The sequence below is a fragment of the Nocardiopsis aegyptia genome (assembly GCF_013410755.1).
GTDB classification, from domain to species: Bacteria; Actinomycetota; Actinomycetes; order Streptosporangiales; family Streptosporangiaceae; genus Nocardiopsis; species Nocardiopsis aegyptia.
The window spans coordinates 4,168,777-4,189,478 of sequence record NZ_JACCFS010000001.1; the positions used below are offsets into that span (position 1 = coordinate 4,168,777).

A 20,702-nucleotide genomic window follows, 5' to 3' on the forward strand; every position below is an offset into this window, starting at 1 on the left:
TGGTTCGCGGCGTTCGTCCGGCTCGCCCGGGCTATTGAAGCTTAGGCATGCCTAAGCTAACATCCGACCGCGGAAGTGGTGCGGGCAGACCCGCGTCGACGGCGATCAGGACGGGAGTCCACGTGAGCGAGGACCGGCACGCACGCAGGCGTGAACTGCTGCGCAGGATGCTGGCCGACGCCGATCTCGGCGCGGAGCCCGGGGACGGGGCCGGGGGCGGCGCCGAGGGCTCCGGACGGGGTGGCGCGGCAGCCGGGGGCTCCGGGACCCCGGACACGGGAGCCGCGGGCGGGGGCTCCGGGCCGGAGCGATCCGGCCCCGACGGCTCCGCGCACCCAGCGAGGCCCGCCGCGCCGGCGGCCCTGTCGTCGGCTCCGCTCTCGTCCGCCCAGCGCCGCATGTGGACGCTCCAGCGCCTGGACCCCCAGGGCACCGCCTACACCCTCTGCGCCGCCGTCGGCCTGTCCGGGCCCCTCGACACCGACGCCCTCCTCGCCGCGGTGGCCGCCGCCTGTGCGCGGCACGAGGTCCTGAGCACCGTCTACCCGGACGCCGCCGCCCAGGTCGTGCGCCCGGACCTGGCCCCCGTCCCCGAACTCGTCGACCTCCCCGGCGCCCCTGACCCCGACCGGACCGTGGCCGACCTGGCCGCCCGACTGGGCGCGCGCCCCTTCGACCTGGCCGCCGAGGCTCCGATCCGGCTGCGGCTGCTGCGCTTCGCCCCCGACGAGCACGCCCTGCTCATCGTCGTCCACCACATCGCGTGGGACGACGCCAGCTGGCGGGTGCTCCTCACCGACATCGCCGACGCCTATGCCGGCACGCCCGCGGCCCCGCCCGCCCGGCGCTACGCCGAGCACGCGGCGGCCGAGGCGGACCGGCCGGCGCCCGCGCTCGACTACTGGCGGGACCGGCTCACCCCCGTCCCCGATCCCCTCCGGCTGCCCCTGAGCGGTCGCACGGGCGGCGGCGAACGCGGCGGACGCCGCACGCGGGTGCTCTCCGCCGACGTCGCCGAACGCCTCACCCGGGTCGCACGCGAAGCCGCGGTCACCCCGTTCATGCTGCTCACGGCGGCCACGGCCGCGGTGCTGCACCGCTACACCGGCGCGGACGACATCGCGCTGGGGACCCCGGTCGTGGACCGCTCCGACCCCCGCACCGCGGACGTCGTCGGCAACTTCGGCAACACGCTCGTCCTGCGCTGCGCGGTGGACGGCTCGCGCGGCTTCGGTGACCTCCTCACCCACGTGCGCCAGGTGTGCACGGGAGCCTACGCCCACGCCGACGTCCCCTTCGACCGCCTGGTCGGCGAACTGGCGCCCGACCGCACGGCCGACCGGTCCGCGCTCTTCGACGTCCTGTTCTCGCTGCGCACGGACGTGCTGGAGGGGTTCGAACTCCCCGGCGTCCGCGCCCGCGACATCCCCGTCTACAACGGGACAGCCCAGTTCGACCTGGCGCTGGCCGCCGTGCTCACTCCCGACGGCCTCACCCTGGAGGCCACCCACCGCACGCCCGCCATGGCCGCCGAGACCGCGGACGCGCTCCTGCGCCACACCGACCGGCTGCTGCGGGCCGTGCTGGCCGACCCGGAACTGCCGCTGGACCGGATCGACGTGCTCGGCGACGACGAGCGCGACCGCGTCCTGCGCAGGTGGAACGCCACCGGGGCGGACGTCCCCGCCACGACACTGCCCGCGCTGCTGGCCGACCAGGTGGCCCGCACACCCGGCGGCGACGCGGTCGTGTACGAGGGCCGGCGCCTGACCTACGCCGAGTTCGACGAGCGCACCGACCGGCTCGCCGGGGTGCTGCGCGCCCTGGGCGTGGGACCCGAGCGGACCGTCGCGCTGCTGCTGCCCCGCTCCCTGGAACTGGTCACCGCGATCTGGGCGGTCCTCAAGGCGGGCGGCGCCTACCTGCCGGTCGATCCCGGCTACCCGGCCGACCGGATCGCGTTCATGATCGACGACGCCGCGCCGCAGACCGTGCTCACCGTCGCCGACCTCGCCGACCGGCTGCCCGAGCAGGCGCCGCGCCTGCTCCTGGACACGCTCGACCAGGGGGCCGCCGCCCCGGGCGGCTCGGCTTCGGACGACTCCGCCCCGGTCGTGGTCGACCCCCTGCACCCGGCCTACGTCATCTACACCTCCGGCTCCACCGGGCGCCCGAAGGGCGTGGTGGTGCCGCACGCCGGGATCGTCAACCGCCTGCTGTGGATGCAGGACGCCTACGGGCTCACCCCCGGAGAGCCGGTCCTGCAGAAGACCCCCTCCAGCTTCGACGTGTCGGTGTGGGAGTTCTGCTGGCCGCTGATCACCGGGGCGACACTCGTCGTCGCCCGGCCCGACGGGCACCGCGACCCGGCCTACCTGGCCGAACTCATCCGGGCCGAGAGCGTCACGACCGTCCACTTCGTGCCCTCGATGCTGCGCGCCTTCCTCGCCGACCCCGCGGTCCCCGAACGCTGCGCGGGACTGCGCCGGGTGCTGTGCAGCGGCGAGGCGCTGCCCGCCGACCTGGCGGCGTCCTTCCACCGACTGCTGCCCTCGGTGGAACTGCACAACCTGTACGGCCCGACCGAGGCGTCGGTCGACGTCTCCGCGCAGATGAGCACATCCGACCCGGACACGCCGACCGTCCCCATCGGCCGCCCGGTGTGGAACACCGCGCTGTACGTGTTGGACCGCAACCTGGCCCCCGTGCCGCCGGGGGTGGCCGGGGAGCTCTACATCGCGGGTGCCCAGCTCGCGCGGGCCTACCTCGGCCGGCCGGACCTGACCGCCCAGCGGTTCGTCGCCGACCCGTACGGGGCGCCTGGCGCGCGGATGTACCGCACCGGCGACATCGCCCGGTTCGACCACGAGGGCGTCCTGGAGTACCTGGGCCGCGCGGACGACCAGGTCAAGCTGCGCGGACTGCGGATCGAACTCGGTGAGATCGAGGCGGTGCTGAGCGCCCAGCCCGGGGTCGAGGGAGCCGCCGTGGCGGTGCGCGACGACCGGCTGGTGGGCTACCTGGTCGGCGGGCACGAGGACGAGGTGCGCGACGGCGCCGCCGCGGCGCTGCCCGACTACATGGTGCCCGCGGTGTTCCACCCGGTCGACGAGCTGCCGCTGAGCCCCAGCGGGAAGCTGGACCGGGGGCGCCTGGCCACGGACCCGGCGTTCGCCCCCGCCACGGCGGCCAGGTCCGGGCGGGAGCCGCGCACGGACCGCGAGCGGCTGCTGTGCTCGCTGTTCGCGGAGGTGCTGCGGCTGCCGGAGGTCAGCGCCGACGACCGGTTCTTCGGGCTCGGCGGCGACAGCGTGCAGGCCATCACGCTGGTCGGCCGGGCGCGCTCGCGGGGACTGGAGTTCAGCCCGCGCGAGGTGTTCGAGCAGCAGACCCCGGCGGGGCTGGCGGTGCTCGCGCGCGAGGCGGACACGGCCGCGGGGCACGCCGCCGACGGAGTCGGACCGGTCCCGCCCACGCCCATCGCGGAGTGGCTGCGCGAGCGCAGCGCGCCGGGCGGGCACCGCGGGTTCTGCCAGAGCGTGGTCGTCCAGGTGCCCGCGGGGGTCCGGGAGGCCGACCTGACCGGTGCCGTCCGGGCGTTGCTGGACCACCACGACGCGCTGCGCGCCCGGCTCGTGCGCGACGGCGGCCCGTGGTGGCTGGACGTGCCGCCGCCGGGTGCCGTGCGCGCCGAGGACGTGCTGGTCCGTGCCCAGGTGGCGGACGACGCGCTCGACGGCGCCGTCGAGGAGCACCTGGCCGCCGCCGAGGCCGCGCTCGACCCGGACGCGGGGGCGATGGTGCGCCTGCGCTGGCTGGACGCGGGACCGGACCGGCCCGGGCGCCTGGTGTGCACGGCGCACCACCTGGTGGTGGACGCCGTGTCGTGGCGGATCCTGCTGGGCGACCTGGCCGTGGCGCACGCCGCCGTGGCCGGGGGGAGCGAGCCGAAGCTCGACCCCGTGCCGACGTCGCTCCGGGGCCACGCCCAACGCCTCGCCGACCGCGCCGCCCGCCTTCCCCGACGCACCCGGCCCACCGAGCTCCCCGACCACACACTGCCCGCCGGGTCCATGGGTGCAGGTGGGGGCGGGGCCCCCGGGCGGTTGCCGCTCGCGCGGTCCCTGGACCCCGCGACCGACACCGCCGCGACCACCCTGCGACTCGACCGCGAACTGGACGCCGAGCGGACCCGTGCGCTCCTCACCGACGTCCCCGGCGCCTTCCGGACCGGCACCGAGGAGGTCCTGCTCACCGCCCTCGTCCTGGCCGCCGCCGAACTCCGCCGCGCCGGGGGCGGGCACGGCACCGCCCTGTCCGTCCACCTGGAGGGCCACGGCCGGGACGGCGACGACGACCTCACCCGCACCGTCGGCTGGTTCACCCGCCTGTTCCCCGTCCTCCTCGACCCCGGGCTGGTCGACGTGGCCGACGCCCTCGCCGGCGGCCCCTCCGCCGGGCGCGCGCTGCGCCGGGTCAAGGAGGCCCTCGCGGACGCGCGGCGGACCGCCGACGACCACGGCCTGCGCCGCTACCTGCTCGGCGAGGACACCGGCCCCGCGCCCGAAATCGCCTTCAACTACCTGGGACGGTTCACCGGCAGCGGCGGCGACTGGCAGCCCGTGAGCCTGCACGCGGGCAGCGACCCCGGCCTGCCCCGCGCCCACGCCCTCGAACTCGACGCCGTCGTCCTGGACCACCCGGACGGCCCCCGCCTCTCGGCCGGCTGGTCCTGGGCCCAGGGTGTCCTTGCCGAGGACGACGTCCGCCTGCTCGCCGACGCCTGGACCCGGGCCCTGGACGCCCTGGCCGACCACGCCGCCCGCGGCCCCGCCCGGCTGACCCCCAGCGACGTCCCGCTCAGCGGGCTCGACCAGGCCGCCATCGACACCCTGGCCGCCGACGATCCCGGCCTCCAGGACGTCCTGCCGCTCAGCCCCCTCGCCGAAGGGCTGCTCTACCACGCGGCCCAGCCCGGCACCGACCTCTACGTCGTGCAGTTCACCGTCGACCTGGCGGGCACCGTCGACGAGGACGCCCTGCGCGCCGCGGTCCGACGCCTCCTGCTGCGGCACCCCGTCCTGCGCACCGCGTTCCGCACCACCCCCGACGGCCGCCCGGTCGCGGTCGTCACCGACGCCGTCGGCGACCCGCTGCGTGTGGTGGCGGCCGAGGACCCGGACTCCGTGGAACGCGCCGAGCGGGACCGCCCGTTCGACGTCGCCACCGCGCCCCTGCTGCGCCTGTGCCTGCTGCGCGGCCCCGTCACCCGGCTCGTCCTCACCTGCCACCACCTCATCCTCGACGGCTGGTCGCTGGCCCTGCTCCTGCGCGAGCTGCTCGCCCTGTACACCGGGGCGGACCTGCCTCCGGCCCCCGACCACCGCGCCCACCCGGCCTGGCTCGCCGACCGCGACGCCGACGCCGCCCGCCGCGCCTGGGAGCGGGCCCTGGACGGGGCCGTGCCCACCCTGGTCGCCCCCGACGAGGCCACCGCGCCCCCCGTCCGGACCACCGTCGACCTGCCCGGCGCCGAGGACCTGGCCGCACTGTGCGCCCGGCGGGGCTGGACGCTGACCACCCTGCTCCAGGGCGCGTGGGGGCTGCTGCTGGCCGGTCGCACCGGCCGCGACGACGTCGTCTTCGGCACGGCCGTCTCCGGTCGGCCCGCCGACCTGCCCGGCGCGGAGACCATGATCGGCCTGTTCACCAACACCGTCCCCGTGCGGGTCCGTGTGCGGCCCGGCGAGAGCACGGCCGACCTCCTCGACCGGCTCCAGGCGGAACAGGCCGCCCTCCTCGACCACCAGCACCTGGGCCTGGCCGAACTCCAGCGCGGGCACGGCACGCTCTTCGACACCCTGCTCGTCGTCGAGAACTACCCCGACGTGCCCCTCGACGCCGGACCCGGCCTGCGCGTCCTCGGGACCGACGGTCGCGACGCCACGCACTACCCGCTCGGGCTCACCGTGATCCCGCGCGGCGGCCGGCTCTCCGTGTCGGTCGACCACCGCGCCCCCGCCTTCGGAGACGAGGCCGGGCACACCGTCCTGGACCGGTTCACCGCCCTGCTCACCGCCCTCGCCGCCGACCCCGACCGCCGGGCCGACGACCTGGACCCCTGGACCGACGAGGCCCGTGCGGCGGTGCCGGTGGGGGAGCGGCCCGGGACGGGGGCGTCGGGGCCGGACGGTCCGGCCGTGCGCGACCCCCGCGAGACCGTCGTCCGCGAACTGTTCGCCGACGTCCTCGGCGTCGACGCCCGCGAGGTCGGCCCCGACGACGACTTCTTCACCCTGGGCGGCCACTCCCTGCTGGGCATCCGACTGGCCACCCGCCTGCGGTCGGTGCTCGGCGCGGACCTGCCCGTGGCCGCCGTCCTGGCCGCCCGCACCCCCGCCCGGCTCGCCGCCGCGCTCGGCGGACCGGCGTCCGCACGCCCCGAACTGGTGGCCGGCGACCGCCAGGACACCGAGCCCCTGTCGTACGCGCAGCAGCGGTTGTGGTTCCTGCACCGGCTCGAAAGTCCCTCACCGGCGTACAACATCGCCGCGGCCCGCCACCTGGCCGGGCCGCTGGACACCGGGGCACTGGGCGCCGCGCTGGCCGACACCGTCGAACGCCACGAAGCGTTGCGCACGGTCTTCCCGGAGGTCGACGGCCACCCGGTCCAGGTCCTGCGGGCGGCGGCCGACACCGGTCCGGACGTGCGGCCGAGCACGTCGGACACCCTGGACGCCGACCTCACCGAGGCGGCCCGTTACCCGTTCGTACTGGCCGCCGAGACACCCCTGCGGGCCACCCTGTTCCGACTCGGCGAACACGAGCACGTCCTGCTGCTGGTCGTCCACCACATCGCCGCGGACGGCTGGTCCCTGGGCCCGCTCATGCGCGACCTCGCCCACGCCTACGCCGCCCGGCGGACCGGGCGCGCGCCGCGGTGGGAGCCGCTGCCGATCCGCACCACCGACCACGCCCGGTGGCAGCGCGAGATCCTGGCCGGGGACGACCAGACGGAGTTCTGGCGGGCGGCGCTCAAGGGGCTGCCCGAGGAGACGCCGCTGCCGCTGGACCGTCCGCGCCCCCGGGAATCGCGCTACGACGGCGGACTCGTGCCCTTCGCCGTCGACGACCGGCTGGCCTCGACCGTGCGCTCGGCCGCTGCCGCGCTCGGGGCCAGTCCCTTCATGGTCTGGCAGGCCGCCCTGGCCGCGCTGCTCACCCGGGCGGGAGCCGGAACCGACATCCCGGTCGGCACGCCCGTGGCCGGACGGCTCGACACCCGCCTGGACGACGTGGTGGGCCTGTTCGTCAACACGCTCGTCCTGCGCACCGACACCTCCGGCGACCCCGCGTTCCGGGAGCTGCTGGACCGGGTGCGGCGGACCGCGCTGGCCGCCTACGAGCACCAGGAGGTGCCGTTCGAGCGGGTCGTGGACGCCGTCAACCCGGCCCGCTCCACCGGGCGCAACCCGCTGTTCCAGGTCATGCTGGCCTACCAGAACACCGGCGCGGCCGAACTGGACCTGCCCGGCGTGCGGTCGTCGACGCGGGTCGTGCGCACCGGTGTCGCTCAGGTCGACCTGACCGTCACCGTCGTGGACGGACCCGACGGCATGGCCGGGTTCGCGGAGTACCGCACCGACCTGTTCGACCGGGCGACGGTCGAGGCGCTGGCGTCGGGCCTGACCCGGCTGCTGGACTCGGTGCTCGCCGACGTGGACGCGCCGCTGTCGGCGCTCGACGACCACGGGCTGCCGCGGTGCCGCCGGCCCGAGGAGTCGCCCCAGGTGGCGGGGACGGAGCTGGAAGGGGAGCCGGCAGCGGAGTCGCCCCGCGTGCCGGGGACGGAGTCGGAACGGGTCTCGGGAGAGGGACCGAACCCTGACCCGGACGCTTCCCTCGCACCGGCCCCGCGGTCGGCGGGCGACCGGTTGGCCGCGGTGTTCGCCGACGTCCTCGGACTGGCGGAGGTCGGGCTGGACGACGGCTTCTTCGCCCTCGGCGGGGACAGTATCGGCGTGATCCGGATGGTCGGCGCCGCCCGCTCGGCCGGACTGCGCATCGACCCCGCGGACGTGTTCGAGCACCAGGCGCCCGCGCGGCTCGCCGCGGTCGCCGTCCCGGTCACCGGGGCGGGCGCCGCCGCCGAGCCGCAGGAGGCCGCGTTCGGGACGGTCCCCGAGACGCCCGCCCTGGCCTGGCTGCGCGAACGCGCGGCGGGGGACCCGCGCGTGGTCCGGGAGTTCGCCCAGACTCTCGTCGTCCGGTTGCCCGAGGACACCGACCCCCGACGGCTCACGCTGGCGCTCCAGTCGGTGCTCGACCGGCACGACGCGCTGCGCGCCCGCCTGGAGCCGGGGAGCGAGTGGACGCTGCACCTCGGCCCGCCCGGGTCCGTGGCCGCCCGCGCCTGCCTGCGCCGCGTCTCCGCCGACACCGCGCCGACCGGTGGCCGACGCCCGTGGCCGGCGGTTCCGCGTGCGGACCGCCCCACCCCCTTCGGGACGAACGGGCCACGGGCCTCTGCCGCGGCTTCCGGCACGGTCGACGGGCCCGGCGCGGGCGACCCTTCGGTCGAGCGATGGGACCCCGACCGCGTCGCCGCCGAGGCCGACCGGGCGCGGGGCGAACTCGACCCCGAACGCGGCCACGTGTTCCGCGCCGTGTGGCTCGACCCCGGGCTGCTGGTCCTCACCGCGCACCACGTCGCCGTCGACGCCGTCTCGTGGCGGGTGATCCTGTCCGACCTCCGCGCGGCCTGGGACGATGGTGACACCGCGCCGCGTCGCGGCACGTCCCTGCGCGGCTGGGCCCTGGCCCTGCGCGAGCGCGCCGACGGACCGGCCGTCCTCGCGCACCTCCCCTTCTGGCGGGCGGCCGCGGCCGACCCGGCGCCCCTCCGGCTGATCCGCGAGGTGGACCCCGCCCTCGACAGCGCGGCCACCACCCGCCGACTCACCCTGCCCGTCCGCGACGCCGACGCCCTGCGGAGCACGGCCGAGCTGGTCAACGGCCGTCTGGACGACGTCCTGCTGACCGCGCTCGCGCTGGCCGTGCGCGAGCGCGCCCACGGGCGCGGTGGTGTGCTCGTCGACCTGGAGGGTCACGGCCGCGACGGCGACGCCGACCTGTCGGCGACCGTCGGCTGGTTCACCAGCTTCACGCCCGTCCGGCTCGAACCGGGTACCGGTGATCCCGTGCGCGCGCTCAAGGCCGTCAAAGAACAGCTGCGGGCCCTGCCCGACGACCGGCACGCCCACGCGCTGCTGCGCCGCCACGCGCCCGAGGACCCGCTCCGGCCACGGCTCTGCTTCAACCACCTGGGCCGGCTGGACACGGGCACGGAGCCGTGGACGGTCGCCGAGCACACCGCGTCGATCGACGGGACCGGGCCCTCCCTGCCCGCCCGGTACGCCCTGGAGGTCGACGCCGCCACCCGCCCCCGACCGGGTACCGCCGAGGCCGCCGCCGGCGAGGACCTCCTCCTCACCCTGCGCTGGCCGGTCGGAGTCATGGCCGCCGCCGAGGCACGGGCCCTGGCCGACGCCCTCGGGGCCGGCCTGGACGCCCTGGCCGCGGCGGGGCGGCGTCCGGACGCGCGGGGACACACACCATCCGACCTCGACCTGGTCAGCCTCGACCAGGACGAGATCGACGAGTTCGAAGCCGAATGGAGCCATCGTTGACCAGGACCGGACTCGACGACATCTGGCCGCTCGCCCCCCTCGCCGAGGGCCTGCTCTTCCAGGCCGAGTCGGCGGACGTGGACGTGTACACCGTGCAGCAGGTGCTGGAGGTGGAGGGGGACCTCGACACCGACCGCCTGCGCCGCGCGGGCACCGCCCTGCTGCGCCGCCATCCCGTGCTGCGCTCGTGCTACCGGCGCCGGAAGAACGGCACGGCCGTCGCGCTGATCCCGACCGCGGTCGATCCCGTGTGGGACGAGGCCGACGTGTCGGGGGACTCCGATCCGGAGCGTGCCGCCCGGCGGTGGGCGCAGGCTGAGCGGGCCCACCGGTTCGACCTCGGTGAGCCGGGGCTGATCCGGTTCGCGGTCCTGCGCCTGGGGCCGGAGCGGCACCGGCTCGTGCTCACCCACCACCACATCCTTCTCGACGGCTGGTCGCTCCCGGTGCTGGTCACCGACCTCTTCGCGCTCTACGAGGCGGAGGGCGGCGGTGCGGTGCCCGCGCCCGCGACGCCCTACCGCGACCACCTCGCCTGGCTGGCCGGACGCGACCGGCCCGCCGCCGAGGCCGCGTGGAGCCGAGCGCTGGCGGGCCTGGCCGACCCCACCATGGTCGCCCCCGGCACCGCCCGCCCATCGGCCCCATCGGACATCCCGAACACGGCGAAGTCGGCGGGTGCTCCCGGTACGTCCGGGTCGCCCGGGGCTCCGGGGCCATCTGAGGCTCCCGGTGCGGCAGAGACCTCCGGTGCTACCGACACGTCCGGGGCCTCCGGTGAATCCAGCACGCCCGGTGACCCACTCCCCGGCCATGTCACCGCCACGCTCACCCCGGAGGAGACCGCCGCCCTGGACCGGTGCGCCCGGGAACTCGGCGTCACCGTCAACACCATCGTCCAACTCGCCTGGGGCACCCTGCTCTCCCGCGTGCTCGGGCGCACCGACGTCGTCTTCGGCACCACCGTCTCCGGGCGCCCGCCGGAGCTGCCCGGCGTCGAGTCGATGGTCGGCCTGTTCATCAACACCGTCCCGGTCCGCGTCCGCCTCGACCCCGCCCGGACCGTCGCCCAGACACTCACCCGGCTGCGCGAGGAGCAGGCTTCCCTCCTGCCCCACCAGCACCTCGGACTCGCCGACATCCAGCGGGCGGCGGGCGGCGGCGACCTCTTCGACACGCTCGCCGTGTACGAGAACTACCCCTTCGACCCCGACCGCGCCCTGGAACCGGCACCCGGCCTGCGGCTCACTCCCGTCGCCTCCACCGACGCCACCCACTACCCCCTGGCGTTCACCGCCCTGCCCGGCCAGACCCCCGGCGCCCCGCTGACCCTGCGCCTGTCCCACCGGACCGACGTCATCGCCCCCGCACACGCCCGGCGCCTCGTCGACGCCACCGCCCACCTGCTCCGGCAGATTCCCGCCGACCCGGACCGCCCCGTCTGGCGGCTGACCCTGCTCGACGACCGCGGCACCGAGCGGGTGGTACGGGACCTCAACGCCACCGGCACCTACCCGCGCACCACCCTGACCGCCGAGTTCGCGCGCCGGGTCGCCGAGCGGCCCACCGCCGAGGCCGTCGTGTGCGAGGACGAGTCCCTCACCTACGCGAACCTGGACGCGCGCACCGACCGCATCGCCGCGGCCCTCCAGCGCCGCGGCGTCGGGCCGGAGAGTGTGGTCGCGGTCGCCGTGCCGCGCGGGGTCGAGCTGGTGTGCGCCCTGGTCGGCGTGCTCAAGGCCGGCGGCGCCTACCTCGCCCTGGACCCCGACCACCCCGACGAGCGCCTGGCGTACATGGTCGGCGACGCCGCACCCGGCTGCGCCGTCACCACCCCCGACCTGGCCGAACGGCTCACCGGCCCCCTCGACGGCGTCCCCCGCCTGCTGCTCGGCGACGAAGACCAAGGCGGGGACGATCCGCCCCGACCGGTGGACCTGCGTCCCGAACACCCCGCCTACGTCATCTACACCTCCGGCTCGACCGGCCGCCCCAAGGGCGTCGTGGTCCCGCACGCCGGGGTCGCCAAGCTCGTCGCCACGCATACCGAACGCCTGCTCGTCACCCCCGACAGCCGGGTCGGCCAGTTCGCCTCCCCGGGCTTCGACGTCGCCTGGTGGGAACTGGTCCAGGTGATGTGCACCGGCGGCACGCTCGTCGTCGTGCCCGCCCACCGCCGCGTCGCGGGCACCGCCCTCACCGACTACCTGCGCGACCAGCGCGTCACCCACGCCATCCTGCCGCCCGCGCTGCTCGCCGCGCTGCCCGAGGAGGCCCGCCTGCCCGAGGGGATCTGCCTCCTGGCCGGCACCGAGGAGGTCACCCCCGCTCTGGTCGACCGGTACGCGCCCGGCCGCCGCATGTTCAACGCCTACGGCCCCACCGAGGTGAGCGTGAACTCCACGCTCGGCGCCTGTCGCGCCGGGATGAGCGCGCCCGTGCCGATCGGTCCGCCCGACCCCGGCACCCGTGCCTACGTCCTGGACGGCGGGCTCAACCCGGTGCCGTCCGGGGTCGTCGGCGAGCTGTACCTGGCCGGGGACGGCCTCGCCCGCGGCTACCTCGGCCGGATGGCGCTGACCGCCGAGCGGTTCGTCGCCGACCCCTTCGGACCGCTCGGCACCCGCATGTACCGCACCGGCGACCTCGTGCGCCGGAACGACGACGACGCGCTGGAGTTCGTCGGCCGCGCCGACGACCAGGTCAAGATCCGCGGCTTCCGGGTGGAGCCGGGCGAGATCTCCGCCGCCCTGCTGCGCCGCCCCGAGGTGGCCGCCGCCGTGGTCGCCGTCCACGAGGAGGCGCCCGGGCAGCGCTCCCTGGCCGCCTACCTCGTCGCCGCGCCCGGACACACCGTCGACCCGGACCGGCTGCGCCGCTTCCTGGCCGCTGAACTGCCTCCCGCGTTCGTCCCCGCGGCCTTCGTGGAACTCGACGCGATCCCGGTCCTGCCCAGCGGCAAGCTCGACCGTTCCGCGCTGCCCGCCCCCGACACCGCCGCCCGCTCCGGCGGACGCGGACCCCGCGACCCGCGCGAGGAACTGCTGTGCCAGGTGTTCGCCGAGGTGCTGTCGGTGCCCACGGTCGGCATCGACGACGACTTCTTCGGCCTGGGCGGCCACTCCCTCCTCGTCCCCCGGCTCACCGGCCGGATCCGCGCCGTCCTGGGCGCGGACCTGCCGCTGCGCACGGTCTTCGAGGCGCCCACCGTCGCCGAACTCGCCGCCCGCGTGGACGGCGCGCGCGTTCCCGTCCCCCTGGTCCGCCGCGACCGCCCCGACGAGCTGCCGTTGTCCTTCGCCCAGCAGCGCCTCTGGTTCCTCTACCGGATGGACGGCCCCAACCCCTCCTACAACATCCCGTTCTCCGTCCGGCTCACCGGTCGCCTCGACACCGCCGCTCTGTCCGCCGCCCTCGGTGACCTGGTCGCACGGCACGAGAGCCTGCGCACGGTCTTCCCCGACGACGACGGCACGCCGCGCCAGGTCGTCGTCCCCGACCCGGCCGTCCCGTTCACCGTGGTCGACGTCGCCCCCGACGCCGACTCGGGCACCGCCCCTGGCTCCGGCACCGACATCGCCCCCGCCCCCGGCACCGGCGCGCTGTCGGCGCCGCTGTCCGAAGCGGCCCGGTACGCCTTCCGGCTCGAGGACGAGATCCCCGTGCGCGCCACCCTGTTCCGGCTCGGCGAGGACGAACACGTCCTCCTCGTCCTGGTCCACCACATCGCCGCCGACGGCGCCTCGGTGCTCCCGCTGCTGTCCGACCTCGACCGCGCCTACCGGGCCCGCCTCTCGGGCCGCGCACCCGACCACGACCCCGTGGCCGTGCAGTACGCCGACTACGCCCTGTGGCAGCGCGAACTCCTGAACGAGAGCCCCGGCGGCCTGCTCGCCGAACAGGTCGGCTTCTGGTCCGAGGCGCTGGCCGGCCTGCCGGACGAGCTCCCGCTGCCCACCGACCGGCCCCGTACCGCCGTCGCGGGCCGCGCCGCGGGCGAGGCCCGGCTGCGGATCGACCCGGAGACCCACCAGGCCCTGCGGGATCTGGCCCGCTCCACCGACACCAGCCTGTTCATGGTGTTCCAGGCCGCTCTGGCCGCACTGCTCACCCGGCTCGGCGCGGGCACGGACATCCCCCTGGGCGCGCCCGTGGCCGGACGCGGCGACGACGCCCTGGAGGACCTGGTCGGGTTCTTCGTCAACACCCTCGTGCTGCGCACCGACACCTCGGGCGACCCCGCCTTCCGGGAACTGCTCCGCCGGGTGCGCGACTTCGACCTGGCCGCCTACGCCCACCAGGACGTCCCCTTCGAGCGGCTGGTCGAGGAGCTCAACCCGCCCCGCTCGCTGGCCCGGCACCCCCTCTTCCAGGTGATGCTCGCCTACCAGTCCATGCCCGAGGGGGCCCTGGCCCTCGGCGGCCTGGACGTGCGGCCCGAGGACGCCTCCACCGGCGAGGCCAAGTTCGACCTCTCCCTGGACCTGACCGCGGCGGACGGCGCCGACGGGATCGACGGCGTGCTGCGGTACCGCGCCGACCTGTTCGACCCGGCCACCGCCGAGGCCGTCGCCGCCCGCTACCTGCGCCTGCTGCGCGCCGTCCTGGCCGACCCCGACCAACCCCTCGGCACGCTCGACCTGCTGGACGCCGACGAGGCCGGCGCGGTCCGCGAGGCCTGGCACGGACCCGCCCTGCCCGCGCCGCGCGCCCGCACCCTGCCCGCGCTCTTCGCCGACCAGGCCGCGCGGACCCCCGACGCCACCGCCGTGGTGTGCGGGGACGTCCGGTACACGTTCGCCGAGCTGGACGCCCGCGCCAACCGGCTCGCCCACGAGCTGCGCCGGCGCGGCGCCCGGCCGGAGCGGATCGTCGGCCTCCAGCTGCCCCGCTCCGCCGAGACGGTCGTGGCGATCCTCGCCGTCCTCAAGTCCGGCGCCGCCTACCTGCCCATCGACCCGGAGTACCCGGCCGAGCGCCGGTCGATGATCGTCGCCGACGCCGATCCGGTGCTCGTCGTCACCACCTCCGCACAGGCGCCGTGCGGCAACGCCGACCTGCTGTACCTGGACCGCACCGACCTGTCGGACCGCTCGGAGCTGCCCGCGACCCCGCCCGTGGCGGGTGTGGCGGAACACCACCCCGCCTACGTCATCTACACGTCCGGCTCCACCGGGACGCCCAAGGGCGTGGTGGTCGAGCACCGCAGCGTGGTCAACCTGTTCACCTCGCACCGGGAGAGCCTGTACCGTCCCGCCGCGGCACGGGCGGGCGGCCGGGCGCTGCGTGTCGCGCACGCCTGGTCGTTCGCCTTCGACGCGTCCTGGCAGCCGCAGCTGTGGATGTTCGACGGACACGAGCTGCACATCGCCACCGAGGACGACCAGCGCGACCCCGACGCGCTGGTGGCGCTGATCGAGCGGGAGGACATCGACTTCATCGAGGTCACCCCCTCGCACGCCATGCACCTGGCCGCCGCCGGGCTCATCCGGGACGGCCGGAGCCCGCTGCTGGTGCTGGGCGTGGGCGGCGAGGCGGTGCCGCCGTCCCTGTGGCAGGAGATCCGCGAGCTGGAGTCCACCGAGGGCTTCAACCTGTACGGGCCGACCGAGGCGACCGTGGACGCCCTGTCGGCGAGGGTGGGCGCCACCGCCCGCCCCCAGGTGGGTCGGCCCACGGCCAACACCCGCGCCTACGTCCTCGACGGAGGGCTCAACCCCGTACCGAGCGGGGTGGTGGGCGAGCTGTACCTGGCCGGGGACGGTCTGGCGCGCGGCTACCTGGGCCGGATGGCGTTGACCGCGGAGCGGTTCGTCGCCGATCCCTTCGGGCCGCCCGGGAGCCGCATGTACCGCACGGGCGACCTGGCGCGGCTGCTGCCCGATGGCGGCGTCGACTACGTGGGGCGGGCCGACGACCAGGTGAAGGTGCGCGGGTTCCGGATCGAGCTGGGCGAGGTCACCGCGGCCCTGTCCCGGCTGCCGGGCGTGGCCGCGGCCGCCGCCGACGTGCGCGAGGACCCCGCCGGGGGCCGTTCGCTGGTCGGCTACGTCGTCGCGGAGCCGGGCGCTGTCGGGGCGGAGACCGCGTCGGCTGCGTCGGGACGGACGGCACTCGACCCGGCCGGGCTGCGCGCGCGGTTGCTGGAGGTACTGCCGGTGTCGATGGTGCCCGGCGCGTTCGTCGAACTCGACGCCCTCCCCCTCACCGCGCACGGCAAGCTCGACCGCGCCGCGCTGCCCGACCCCGAACCCGTCCCCGACCACCGCCCGCCCGGCACCCCGCTGGAAGAACTCATGTGCCGGGTGCACGCCGATGCGCTCGGTGTGGCCTCCGTCGGCGCCGACGACGACTTCTTCGCCCGTGGCGGCCACTCACTGATGCTCGTGCGGCTGCGCGCCCGCATCGAGAAGGAGACCGGCGCACGCCTGCCCATCGCCGACCTGTTCACCCACACCACCCCGGCCAACCTCGCCGAGCGTGTGGCCGCCGACTCCGGAAGGAACCTGTGATGACCAACCCGTTCGAGGACGAGGACGGCCTCTACCTGGTGCTCGTCAACGACGAGGGCCAGCACTCGCTGTGGCCCGCGATCATCGCGGTGCCCGCCGGCTGGCGGGTCGCCCACGACCGCGACACCCGTCAGGGCTGCCTGGAGCACATCGAGCGGACCTGGACCGACCTGCGTCCGGCGAGCGTCAGGGAGGCAGGGTGAGGTCCCCCTACCCGATCGCCGAGCACGATCCCGAGCACCGGTTCGACCCCTTCCCGCTCACCGACCAGCAACAGGCCTACCTGCTCGGACGCACCGGCGCGTTCGAGCTGGGCAACGTGTCCACCCACGCGTACTACGAGTACGAGGGCGAGCTCGACACCGACCGCTTCACCCTGGCCTGGCGCCGGGCGATCGAGCGGCACGACGCCCTGCGCACGGTGATCCTGCCCGACACCGGAGAGCAGGCGGTTCTGGCCGATACCGGCGAGTTCACCCCCGAGATCGTCGACCTGCGGGGCCGCGACCCCGAACCCGAGCTGCGCCGCGTGCGCGAACGGCTCTCCCACCAGGTCCGCCCGGCCGACGCGTGGCCGCTGTTCTCGGTGGTCGTGAGCCTGCTGGACGAGGGACGCAGCCGGGTGCACGTCAGCTTCGACGCGCTGATCCTGGACTACCTCAGCTGGCAGCTGCTCATCGCCGACCTGACCCGCTTCTATCGCGATCCCGATGCGGAGCTTGCGCCCCTCCCGGTGACCTATCGGGACTACGTCCTGGCCGAAGCCGCCATCACCGGTACCGACCGATATCGGCGGGCCGAGGAGTACTGGCGCGGCAAGGTCGCGGCCCTGCCGCCCGCGCCCCGGCTGCCGCTGGCCGCGGACCCCGCCACGGTCGACGTGCCGCGCTGGTCCAGCCGCCTGGCGACCCTGCCCGACGAGCGCTGGCGCGCGGTGAAGGCCAGTGCCGCCGCCCACGGGCTCACCGCCTCCACGGTGTGCCTCACCGCGTTCGCCGAGGTGCTCGCCGCCTGGAGCGAGTCGGCGCACTTCACCCTCAACGTGCCCCGGATGAACCGGTTCCCGCTGCATCCCGAGGCGAACGCGCTGCTCGGCGAGTTCGCGTCCTTCTCGCTGTTGGAGGTGGACCACCGCGACCCGGACCTGCCGTTCGCCGAGCGGGCCAAGCGGTTGCAGCGCACCTTCTGGACCGACCTCCAGCACCAGGAGTACCCGGGCGTGCGCGCGCTGCGCGACGTCGCGCGGGCCACCGGAGGGGGCCGCCGGGCGCTCATGCCGGTCGTCCTGACCAGCACCATCGGGTTCACGGCGGGGGAGGAGCCGTTGCTCGGGCACACGTTGCGCCGGGTGTTCGCGGTCACCCAGACCCCGCAGGTGTACCTGGACACGCAGATCGAGGAGTCCCCGGCGGGGCTGGTGTACAACCTGGACTCGGTGGACGCGCTGCTGCCCCCGGAGACCGCCGACGCCCTGTGCGCGGACCTCGGCCGGATCCTGGACCGGCTCGCCGAGCCCGACGCCTGGAACGCCCCCGACCTCCTGGGGGAGGCCGGCGGGTCTGGTGTGGCCGGTGGCCTCCGGGGGCCGGTGGCGCCGATCCCCGACGACCTGGTGCACGACGCCTTCGTCCGCCAGGCCCGCGCGCACCCCGACCGGACGGCCGTCATCGCCCCCGACCGGACGCTCACCTACGGCGAACTCCACGGGCTCGCCGCGCGGGTGGCCGTCTGGCTGCGCGCGCAGGGCGCCCGCCCCGGGGACCCCGTCGCCGTCCTGCTCGACAAGGGGTGGGAGCAGGTGGTGGCCGCCTACGGCGTGCTCCTCGCCGGGTGCCCGTACCTGCCGCTGGACGCCGCCGCGCCCACGGCTCGCGTCCACGCCCTCCTCGACCACGCGGGGACCGAGACCGTCCTGGACGCAGAGACGCTCGCCAAGGCCCTCACCCTCCCGGAGCAGGAGCCGCCGCCCATGACGGCCGGGCCCGGCGACCTGGCCTATGTCCTGTTCACCTCGGGCTCGACCGGCCGTCCCAAGGGCGTGATGGTCGAGCACCGCGGGATGGTCAACGCGCTGGAGGCCACGCGCGCGGAGTTCGGGGTCGGACCGGACGACACGTGTCTCGCGGTCACCGCGCTGCACCACGACATGTCGGCGTTCGACCTCTTCGGCGTGCTCGGCGCGGGCGGCACCGTCGTCGTCCCGGCGGCCGACCGCGCGCGCGACGCCGACCACTGGGCCGAACTGGCCGCGGAACACGGCGTCACCCTGTGGAACTCGGTGCCCGCGATGATGGAGATGCTGCTGGCCGCGGGCTCCGCGCCGCACTCACTGCGCACGGTGTTCCTCGGCGGGGACTGGGTGCCGCCCCGGCTCGCCGCGGACCTGCTCGACCAGGTGCCCGGGATCGACGTGGTCAGCGTCGGCGGGCCCACCGAGACGACTCTGTGGAACATCTGGCACCGGGTCGTCCCGGCCGATCTCGACCGCGCCACGATCCCCTATGGCCGCCCGATCGCCAACACCGCCTATCACGTTCTCGACGAGCGCGGCCGGGAACGGCCCCGGGGCGTGGTCGGCGAGCTCTGCTGCGCCGGACCGGGGGTGGCCCGCGGCTACTGGGACGATCCCGAACGCACCGGCGCCGCCTTCACCGACCGCCGCGGTGAGCGGATCTACCGCACCGGCGACCTGGGGCGCGTGCTGCCCGACGGCACGATCGAGTTCGTCGGCCGCGCGGACGCCCAGGTGAAGGTGCGCGGGATGCGGATCGAACCCGGGGAGGTGGAGGCCGCACTGCGGGAGCAGCCCGGCGTCACCGCGGCGGCCGTCGTCGGCGTGCCCCGGGCCGATGGACGCGGTCATCGCGCGATCGCCGCCCACGTGACGGGCGACGCCGATCCCGACGCCCTGCGCGCGGCCCTCGCCGAGCGCCTGCCCGACCACCTGGTGCCCGCCACCGTCACCGTTCTGGAGGAGCTGCCGCTCACCGGCAACGGCAAGGTGGACCGCGCGGCGCTCGCCGCCCGGTCGCAGGCCGCGTCCTCGACCGAGGAGCGGGAGATCGCTGCTCCGCGCACGCCGCTGGAGGAGACGATCGCGCAGATCTGGGCGGAGGTCGTCGGGCTCGACGCCGTCGGGGTGCACGACGACTTCTTCACCGTCGGCGGCGACTCGGTCGCGGCAACGCGGGTGCTGGTGGAGCTGCGCGAGGCACTGGACCGGCCCGGCCTGCCGCTGATGGCGCTGCTGTCCACGGGCACGGTCGCGGGGATGGCCACGGCCCTGCTGGCCGAGGACCCGAGCCTGGACCGCGTCGCCGAGCTGTACCAGCATGTCCTGGCACTGTCCGACGACGAGGTGGAAGCGGGGCTGTCCGGATGACTCCGTGGTTGCGCCGCCTGGACGCACGCCCCCAGGCCGGCCGGATCCTGCTGTGCTTCCCGCACGCGGGGGGAGCGGCGAGTGCATATCGGGCCTGGCCCGCGCTGGTGCCCGGCGACATCGAGCCGTACGCCGTGCAGTACCCGGGCCGCGAGACCCGGGTGCGCGAACCCCTGATCGACGCCATGGACACGCTGGTCAAGGAGGCCCTGGCGGCGATCGAGCCCGAGCTGGACCGGCCGGTGACGGTGTTCGGACACAGCATGGGGGCGTCCGTGGCGCACGAGTTCACGCTCGCGCTGTCCCGGCTGCGGCCGGGGCTCGTGCAGCGGCTCGTGGTGTCGGCCCGGCCCGGGCCGTTCGCCCAGCGGGCCCCGGCCCGGCCGGTCCACGAGCGCGACGACGCGGGTGTGCGGGCCGCGCTCGACGCGCTCGGTGGCGGGGGAGGCGAGGTGCTGGACCATCCGGAGCTGTGGGAGCTGCTGCTGCCGATGATCCGGAACGACTTCCGGCTCATCGAGCGCTACCGACCCGGTTCCGGCGTGCTCGACGTGGACGTCACCGCGTTCGCGGGTGACGCCGACCCGTCGATGCGCGCCGAGCTGATCGAGGCGTGGGAGTCGGCCACCACGGGCCGGTTCACCGCGCGCGTCCTGCCCGGAGGGCACTTCTACCTGCACGAACACCTGGCGGAGGTGGTCGCCGCGGCCACCGAACCCGTGACACCCGACCGCGTTGCCTCAGTGAAGGAGTACCCCATGCCCGAATCCGACGAGATCACCGCAGCCCTCAGCGTCGAGGGCCTGCGCGCCTCGATCGCCGACGTTCTCGGCGTCGACGCCGCCGAGGTCACGCCGGAGGCGGGCCTGTTCGAGCTGGGGCTGGACTCGATGCGGATGATGCAGCTGTCCGTGCGCTGGCAGGCGCTCGGCCTGGAGGTGCCGTTCGCGGAGCTGGCGGAGAAGCCGACCGTCGAGGCGTGGTCGGAGCTGCTGCTCGGCCTGGCGGCCGAGCAGAGCTGAGGGGTGTTCGGTCGCCTACGGGTGGTCCGTGCGATGGGTCATGTCGAGCCAGGCGCGGACCGCCGCCGTGAGTTCCCCGAGGTCGTCTGGTGGCTGT

At 75.6% G+C, this 20,702-nt stretch carries 5 protein-coding genes; all 5 read left to right on the forward strand.

Annotation, left to right across the window (positions count from 1 at the left end; translation table 11 throughout):
* Window positions 1-122: 122 nt before the first annotated feature.
* Genes HNR10_RS18715 through HNR10_RS18735 form a run of 5 tightly spaced genes read left to right on the forward strand, consistent with a single transcriptional unit; the run spans window position 123 to window position 20,605 of the window.
* Window positions 123-9,689, forward strand: coding sequence for a non-ribosomal peptide synthetase (locus HNR10_RS18715; RefSeq protein ID WP_179825341.1), 9,567 nt, complete (start codon window positions 123-125; stop codon window positions 9,687-9,689).
* A complete protein-coding gene (locus tag HNR10_RS18720; protein WP_179825342.1) occupies window positions 9,686-16,201 on the forward strand; it encodes a non-ribosomal peptide synthetase in 6,516 nt (2,171 codons plus the stop codon). The genes HNR10_RS18715 and HNR10_RS18720 overlap by 4 nt, the downstream gene beginning before the upstream one ends.
* Complete coding sequence (locus tag HNR10_RS18725; protein WP_218897851.1) at window positions 16,201-16,404, forward strand: MbtH family protein; 204 nt, start codon at window positions 16,201-16,203, stop codon at window positions 16,402-16,404. Before HNR10_RS18720 ends, HNR10_RS18725 begins: the two co-directional genes overlap by 1 nt.
* Window positions 16,401-19,583: a non-ribosomal peptide synthetase gene (locus HNR10_RS18730; protein WP_179825344.1), complete on the forward strand. Its 3,183-nt coding sequence runs from the start codon at window positions 16,401-16,403 to the stop codon at window positions 19,581-19,583. The genes HNR10_RS18725 and HNR10_RS18730 overlap by 4 nt, the downstream gene beginning before the upstream one ends.
* Complete coding sequence (locus tag HNR10_RS18735; protein ID WP_179825345.1) at window positions 19,580-20,605, forward strand: alpha/beta fold hydrolase; 1,026 nt, start codon at window positions 19,580-19,582, stop codon at window positions 20,603-20,605. Before HNR10_RS18730 ends, HNR10_RS18735 begins: the two co-directional genes overlap by 4 nt.
* Window positions 20,606-20,702: the final 97 nt, after the last annotated feature.